At 34.5% G+C, this 8,680-nt stretch carries 5 protein-coding genes; 3 read left to right on the forward strand and 2 right to left on the reverse strand.

The window, feature by feature from the left end; translation table 11 throughout:
* Both EA412_14780 and EA412_14785 read right to left on the reverse strand, forming a co-directional pair.
* On the reverse strand, positions 1–1,804 hold a 1,804-nt coding region (locus EA412_14780; GenBank protein ID TVR75824.1), incomplete at its 3' end, for an ABC transporter ATP-binding protein.
* Positions 1,805–2,379: 575 nt separating this feature from the next.
* Entirely contained in the window at positions 2,380–3,255 is an 876-nt protein-coding gene (locus EA412_14785; GenBank protein ID TVR75827.1) for a 4-hydroxy-3-methylbut-2-enyl diphosphate reductase, read from the reverse strand.
* A 265-nt stretch (positions 3,256–3,520) separates the two neighbouring features.
* On the opposite strand from EA412_14785, the gene EA412_14790 reads away from it, so the two are divergent.
* From EA412_14790 to queG, 3 genes are all read left to right on the forward strand, one after another.
* Positions 3,521–7,222 (forward strand): DNA polymerase III subunit alpha, encoded by a 3,702-nt coding sequence (locus EA412_14790; protein ID TVR75828.1) that lies wholly within the window; start codon positions 3,521–3,523, stop codon positions 7,220–7,222.
* Between the two features lie 66 nt (positions 7,223–7,288).
* Positions 7,289–7,609, forward strand: a complete 321-nt coding sequence (gene trxA, locus EA412_14795; GenBank protein ID TVR75825.1) for a thioredoxin — start codon at positions 7,289–7,291, stop codon at positions 7,607–7,609.
* Between the two features lie 62 nt (positions 7,610–7,671).
* Positions 7,672–8,601, forward strand: coding sequence for a tRNA epoxyqueuosine(34) reductase QueG (queG, locus tag EA412_14800; protein TVR75826.1), 930 nt, complete (start codon positions 7,672–7,674; stop codon positions 8,599–8,601).
* Positions 8,602–8,680 lie beyond the last annotated feature (79 nt).

Consider the following 8,680-nt stretch of genomic DNA (forward strand, 5'->3'; position numbering starts at 1 on the left):
AGCTTTTATAATAACTGGCTTGCAAATTAAACATTCGGGCATACTTCCCTTTTTGTTGTAAGAGTTCGGTGTGGGTTCCCTCTTCAATTATTGCTTCTTTTTCCATAACATATATGTAATCTGCAATTTGCACCGTAGAATATCTGTGGCTTATAATTATTGAAGTTTTATCTTTTGTCAAATCTTTAAACAAATTAAAAATCTGAGCCTCGGCTTTTGGATCCAGCGCACTGGTGGGTTCATCTAAAATTATTAACTGACTGTCTTTATAGAACGCTCTTGCCAAAGCCAGCTTTTGCCACTCCCCTATACTAAGTTCTTCACCTCCTTCAAACAATCTGCCCAAAACAGTATCAAAACCATGAGGAAGACTTAGTATTAAGTCATAAACTCCGGCCTTTTTTGCTGACTCTATCATTCGCTCTTCATCTATGGCTTGATTAGATTTTCCTAAAATTATATTTTCCTTTATCGTAAGATTATACTGTATATAATTTTGAAAAAGCACACTCACATTTTCTTTAAGATCTTTATCATTTATTTCAGAAAGAGGAATGTTATCAAAAAGAATTTCTCCGGAATCAGGTTGGTAAAATTTGCATAAAAGCTTAATAAGCGTACTTTTCCCGGAACCATTATCACCAACTATTGCAATAGTATCATTTGCCTTTATTTTCATGTTTATATCCGATAAAGCATTGCGTTTGCTATTGGGGTATCGAAAAGATAGATTTTTAACTATAATACCATCCATTAAAGGTTTTGGCAGCTCTTTATCTGACTGAGACTCTTTGATTTTATTCTCAATATTCATAAATCGATTCAAATAGGATATATAAAGGCTGTCTTCATACAAATAGGTGAATCCGTTCAACATACCCTCAAACAGATTAAAACCTTTTTGAAGAGCCATAAAATACATTACTAAAGCCCCAATTGTCAGCATCCCTATTACAGTCAGATATGAAATATAAGCATAGGCAGAAAAAATAGCTATGGCTGCGAAAATATGCACCAACGACTCTAATATTACTTTGCGTTTGATGATTTTAAATTTGCTATCCCGTATGGAAGTTCTTAACTCCAAATAATGATTTTTAATATAGTTTTTTAAACTAAACAAACGGACCTCCATTGCAAAAGGGATCCCTGTCAAAAGCCAGTAAAAATAATTTGATTTTCGGTCACTTTGTGTAGTATCCATATACCAGTTATACATCTTCTTTGAATACTTCAATCTCACCAATGCCAAAGGAAGCGTAGCAAAAAGGATTACAAAAAAAACAGCCCAATGCAAGGTCATTAATAAAATAATCAATGTCACTATTGCAAAAAAGCTTTGAATTATATGAAATAGGTTGTTCACCAGATTCAATGGTTTTTCTCTGGCATTTTCAAGCACTCTTGAAAACAAATCATGGTATTCCGTATTTTCAAAAAATTCGAGATCGATTGAAGTTGTTTTATCAATCAGCATTAAATTCATCTTATCAGTAAATAACAAAGATTGCTTATCTCGAACATATTCATTGATTGCTCCGGCAATAGCATTCAGCAAAAAAACCAATGCTGTTACTATAATGAGCATTAACACATGATTAAAAGATACTTCAGCAACTTCCGAATTTGAAACCTCCCCTATGGCATCTATTATCAATTTTATGAGATAAATAACTATCAGTGGAAAAAAACTTTGTATAAAAGTTAAAACAAAATTTAAAACAGTCAACTTCCTGGAAGTGGCATAAACCAACTTAAAGGCATCACTAAAATTTCGATAAAAACTAAAATCAATTATTTTCATGAACTACAAATAGACTATTTTTTTAGCAAATCTCTGTCAAAAAAAGTCTCAAAAGTATTTTTAGCAAACAAAAACTTAAAATTAAATAATTAAGCACAACAATAAATACCTATTCAATTGCTTTAAAAAAATTATATTTACATACATTTATACAAATACTTTTGAGTAAAAATGCTCAAGTTTTTTTGTTACATGAACACAAAAGAATATGTCTAAAGCTTTAAAGGAGTTAAGACCAAATATTTTTTTAATAGAAAATGCTTTTCCGAAACAATCTATTAGATGAGGTTCAATGAAATAATAATTTACACATGCATAAATTAGTAACATTACAGGAGGTAATAGAACTTTTCTTGTAAGTCAAAACCTGCTGATTAAATCAGAATATGAATTATGAGGAAAAAAAATCCATTTGCAAATCTAAAGTAATCCAATTCCATTTTTACAAATATTAAAGATTTGATTCAATCTAAGATATCTTGAAAAAATAATTAACGTCTTTACTGCAGGTCTTAAGATTTTGAAGCTCCAATCAATAAGTTGAAATACTTAGGATTATCTAATGAATAATCTTATCAAACAGCTTCTTTCATAGTTTGAATCTTCCCGGCAATTTCTTCCATTAGCCACTGAGGCGTTGAAGTAGCACCGCATATTCCAACAGTTTCGGCATCTTTGAACCAGTTTTCATCAATTTCTTCCGGTAAGCTTACGAAAAATGAATTGGGGTTTACTGACTTGCAAACATCATATAGAACCTTACCGTTTGAACTTTTCTTACCGGCAACAAAGACAATTACATCAAATTGTGGAGCAAATTTCTTAAGATGCGGCTCTCTGTTACTCACCTGACGGCAAAGAGTATCATTGGCAGTTACATTGTAATTTCCATATTCGGCGGCTCTCATTTCAAGCTTTGATTTTAACTTGTAAAATCCATCCATACTTTTTGTTGTTTGAGAAAAAAGCTGAATGGGCTTCCTAAAGTCAATTTGTTCCAAATCCGAATCATCAAATACAACTATAGCCTTATTATCTGTTTGTCCTAAAAGTCCGATAACTTCCGGGTGACCATGCTTTCCATAAATAACAACCTGAGCATCTGCTTCCGTCTGCTTTACATAAGAATCTTTAATCCTGTTCTGTAACTTTAACACTACGGGACAAGAAGCGTCTATTAATTCAATGTTATTCTCAAGAGCTGTTCTGTAAGTTTCCGGAGGTTCACCATGCGCACGAATTAGAACTTTGCAATCTTTCAAATCTTTTAGGTCCTCATGATTTATGATTTTCAAGCCTTTCTTATTCAAGCGAATAACTTCAAGATCATTGTGCACTATATCACCTAAACAATATAAAGTACCGCTATCATCCAGCTCATCTTCAGCCATTTGAATAGCGTATACCACTCCAAAACAAAATCCTGATTGATCATCTATGGTTATCTGCATCATTTATTATTTAAGGAATATTTAATTTTTTCTATCTCTTCAAAATATAAACAGCATTTCGGGCGCTTTGTTTTATTTGATAGCTTTATTTAGCAATTACAAAATAAGGTATTTAAAAGCGATTCACATAAATTTTCATGTATAAAACAAATATAAAGGAATTTAAGCAAAAATAGTCGTGCTAATAAAATGTTAATAAAAATGCTTTTTGTGATAAACAATGGCATTTTATTCTTTTGTATTTTTAACAAAAAAAAAGGAATTCATGCCTCAATTTACACATCTACATACACACACTCAGTTTTCATTACTTGACGGAGCAGCCAATATTAAAAAGATGGTTCAAAAAGCCAAAGCCGATCAGATGAAAGCTATGGCCATAACTGATCATGGAAATATGTTTGGGGTTTTTCAGTTTGTTAATGAAACACAAAAAGAAGGCATTAAACCGGTTGTTGGATGTGAATTTTATGTGGTAAAAGATCGCTTTCAAAAGTCTTTTTCAAAAGACAATCCCGATAAAAGATACCATCAGCTCTTGCTGGCAAAAGACCACAGAGGGTATCAGAATTTATCTAAACTTTGCTCTTTAGGATATCTTGACGGGCTCTATGGCAAATTTCCGAGAATTGACAGGGATTTGGTAAAACAGTATAAGGAAGGGTTAATTGCAACCACTTGTTGCATAGGAGCTGAAGTGCCTCAGGCTATAATAAATAAAGGACCGGAAGAAGGAGAGAAAATATTCTTAGAGTGGTTGGATATTTTTGGCGATGATTATTATATTGAATTACAAAGACATAATATTCAGGATATTGACGGAAGTGGTTTAAGTCAGGAGGATGTCAACCAAATTTTAGTTGGTTTTTCCCGTAAATACAATGTTCCAATTATTGCAACAAATGATTCGCATTATGTTGACGAGGAAGACTGGAACGCACATGATATATTACTTTGTGTAAACACAAATGAACTTCAAAGCACCCCAAAAGGCCGCGGAAAAGGCTTTCGTTTCGGATTTGAAAATTCAGAGTTTTATTTCAAAACACAATCTGAAATGAATACCTTGTTTTCAGATATCCCTGAAGCAATTGACAATACAAACTTAATCGTCGATAAAATCAATCCCCCGAAATTAGAGAGGGATATTTTACTTCCCGCCTATTCCCTACCGGAAGGCTTTACTACTCAGGATGACTATTTAAGGCATTTAACTATCGAAAATGCCCGAAAAAAATACGGAGAAATAACGGCAGAACTGGAAGAGAGAATCAATCTGGAGTTAGAAACCATTAAAAAATCCGGTTATCCGGGGTATTTCCTGATAGTTCAGGATTTCACTTCAGCAGCCCGAAATATGGGAGTAGCCGTTGGTCCGGGCAGAGGTTCCGCAGCAGGCTCTGTGGTTGCATACTGCCTGGGAATTACCAGTGTTGATCCGCTAAAATATGATTTGCTTTTTGAGCGATTCCTTAATCCGGAAAGAGTAAGTATGCCGGATATTGATATTGACTTTGATGATGAAGGCCGAAAAAAAGTAATTGATTATGTGGTAGACAAATACGGAAAAGAGCAAGTAGCCCAAATTGTAACTTATGGAACTATGGCTGCTAAAATGTCTCTCAGAGATGTTGGACGGGTTTTGGATTTACCTTTGCAGGAAGTTGAACGAATTTGTAAAATTTTTCCGGATAATCTGGCCGCTACCTTAAACGGAGTGCTTGAAGAAGGAGATATCAATCCAAAATTAAAATCTAAGCTGAATGAGGAACAATTAGCTAATGCAAAAGCATTTCGCTCTTTGTCTCAAGGGGATAACTTAATTGCTAAAACCATACAAACAGCTAAAAAACTGGAAGGGTCCGTCCGAAATACCGGTGTTCATGCCTGTGGTCTTATTATCACTCCGGAGGATATCCGGAATTTCATTCCGGTTGCTGCCTCCAAAGATTCTGACCTCTATTTAACCCAGTTTGACAATAATGTCGTTGAAAAAGTCGGCTTGTTAAAAATGGATTTCTTAGGCCTTAGAACGCTTACAATTATCAAAAATGCCTGTAAAAATATTTTAGAAAATCATGGAGTAGATATTAATCCGGAAGAAATTCCGCTTGAAGATGAAAAAACTTTTGAGCTGTTTCAAAAAGGACAAACCTTTGGCATTTTTCAGTTTGAGTCAAAAGGGATGCAATTGTATCTCAAAGAACTAAAACCCAATAAACTGGAAGATATCATTGCCATGAATGCGCTTTACAGACCGGGCCCAATGAAGTATATCCCTAACTTCATTAAAAGAAAGCATGGAGATGAAAAAATAGAGTACGATCTTCCGGATATGGAGCCCTTTCTTAAGGAAACCTATGGAATTACCGTTTACCAGGAGCAGGTCATGTTGCTTTCCCAAAAATTAGCCGGATTTAGCAAGGGTCAGGCTGACCGCTTACGAAAAGCAATGGGTAAAAAGATTCTGAAAGAAATGGAGATTCTGAAACCTATGTTTGTAGAAGGTTGTGTTAAAAACGGATACCCTCCTGAAGTAACTGAAAAAATATGGAATGACTGGGAAGACTTTGCATCCTATGCATTCAACAAATCTCACTCAACCTGCTATGCTTATCTGGCTTATCGAACAGCTTATTTAAAAGCAAATTATCCGGCAGATTTTATGGCCTCTGTCTTGACAGCAAATTCAGGTGATATAAAGAAACTTTCGGGCTTTTTAGAAGAGTGTACCCGAATTGATATACCCGTGCTGAATCCGGATATTAACGAAAGCGGACTTCACTTTAAAGCTAACAAAAAAGGAGAAATCAGATATGCGCTTTCTGCAATCAAAGGCATTGGAAATGCAGCCGTAGAAGCTCTTATAGAAGAAAGAGAAGCAAACGGACATTATAAATCTATTTTTGACCTGATTTCCCGCTTAAGCAAAAAGGCTATTAATAAAAAAGCTTTGGAATCATTAGCTTTGGCCGGTGCATTTAATTGCTTTGAAGGAATACATGTAGCTCAATATTTTCATGAAGAAAATGGTGAAAATGGAATAGAAAAAGCACTGAAATTTGCTAAAAAAACAGAAAGTAAAGCCAATAATATGCAGGCTTCCCTTTTTGGTGAAGCTGAGCTGCCTGAAATCGAGGAACCGAAATTTCCCGAATGCGAGCCCTGGACACCACTAGAAATCTTGAAAAAAGAAAAAGAAACCATAGGCATTTATCTGAGTGGCCATCCATTAGATGACTACCGGATTGAGTTGGAGAGTTTATGTACTTGTGATTTAGCAAATATTGATAACTATAAAGGCAAAGCAGTAACTATAGGCGGAATGATAAGTGCTGTGAAAAAGCGACAAGATAAAAAAGGGAATGATATGGCCTTTGTGGATTTAGAGGACTTTAAAGGAACCTTAGGTAATATTGCCTTTTTCAGAACGACCTTCTTAAAAAACGAGCATTTACTGAAAGAAGGAATTCCGGTACTTATAAAAGGAGAGTATAATAAAGACAAGCGGGAAGGTTCAGACAGGTATTTCTTTAATTTGAATGAAATGACTTTACTTTCTGAAGTAAGGGAAAAAATGATAAAAGGGCTGCTTTTGGAATTTAACCTCAATGATCTGGATCAAAAATGGATAAATGAACTGGAAGAATATACTTTGAAAAATCCGGGAAATACCGGACTTGATATTTATGTGAATTATAAACAAGCGGTTGCCAATCAAAATGCAGAGGAATCACCTGACACTAAAACCGCTGTAATACCGGAAGATGAGGATATTTTACTTGATGAAGATAGCGGTTTAGATGTGGATGACTTAGAAGTGGAAATTGAGTTTGAACCCATGCAAAAATTTGAAACAATTCGACTAAAAATGCATGCTAAAAGAACCATTGACATTCAAAATGAGTCCTTTAATCACATAATTAAAAAAATTCCTTACTCAAAAATTCAGTTTAAAACTAAATAAATAAGGAACTAAAGATATTTAACTTTGGTTTCAAATATATCTTTATTAAAACTAAAAAAAATAAAAATGGCAATCGAATTAACAGACGCGAATTTTCAGGAAAAAGTATTAGACTCGGAAAAAGTTACTTTAGTTGACTTTTGGGCTGAGTGGTGTGGACCTTGTAAAGCTATCGGTCCAATTATTGATGAGCTTTCAAATGAATTTGAAGGAAAAGCAAATATCGGCAAAGTCAATGTTGACCACAACCCTGAAATTGCTTCTAAATATGGTATTCGCAATATCCCGACTATACTATTTATCAAGTCCGGTGAGGTTGTTCACAAACAAGTTGGAGCTGTTCCAAAAGCAGTACTTGAGAGCAAACTGAAAGAATTATCAAACTAATTATAGATTTTTAATTTTATACACCCCGTAAATAGTTATACTGCTTACGGGGTTTTTTCATTATGCAAAAACATAGATTAAGTGAATTTATTAAAACCACCGCCGGTGAATTGGGTTTTTCATTTTGTGGAATCGCCAAAAGTGAGTCTTTAGATGAAGAGGCCAAAAACTTAGAAAATTGGCTGAAACAAGGGTATCATGGCGAGATGAGCTATATGGAAAACTATTTTGACATGCGCATTAACCCCTCCAAATTAGTTCCGGGAGCAAAAAGTGTTATCAGTTTACTTTTTAACTATTTTCCACCGGAAAAACAAGCAAAAGACAAACCCCAAATATCAAAGTATGCTTACGGCAGAGATTACCACTATGTAATTAAGAAAAAGTTAAAAGTTTTCATAGATACCTTAAAAGCAAAAACCGGTGATTTTAACGGCAGAGCTTTTGTTGACTCTGCTCCTGTATTAGAGAGAGCCTGGGCAAAAAAAAGTGGACTCGGCTGGATTGGCAAAAACACACTTTTAATAAATAAAGGCAGTGGTTCATTTTTCTTTCTTGCTCAAATAATTAGTGATTTAGAACCTGAATATGACAATCCTTTAAACAAAGACTATTGTGGAAGCTGCACTGCCTGCATTGACGCCTGCCCTACCGGGGCCATTAATCAACCTTATAATGTAGATGCTAATAAATGCATTTCATACCTTACAATTGAGTTAAAAAATGAAATCCCGATTGAATTTTCAGGAAAAATGGAAAATTGGTTGTTCGGATGTGATATCTGTCAGGACGTTTGTCCCTGGAATCGGTTTTCTAAAAAACATAATCACCCGGAAATTGCGCCTAACAAAGCCCTTTTAGATATGAAAGAATCTGATTGGTTAGAAATAACTAAATCCGTATTTCAGAAAAAATTCCCCAAAACCCCCTTAAAAAGAACCGGACTGGAAAGAATAAAGCAAAACATAATTTTTTTATCTGAAAAAAAATAGGTGTTTATCGAGACTATCAATGTCATCTGTCACAATTATCTAAGAAAAACTTGAGGTCATTAGGGTCAAAAACTGTTAG

The organism is Chitinophagaceae bacterium (assembly GCA_007695095.1).
GTDB lineage: Bacteria > Bacteroidota > Bacteroidia > Chitinophagales > REEL01 > REEL01.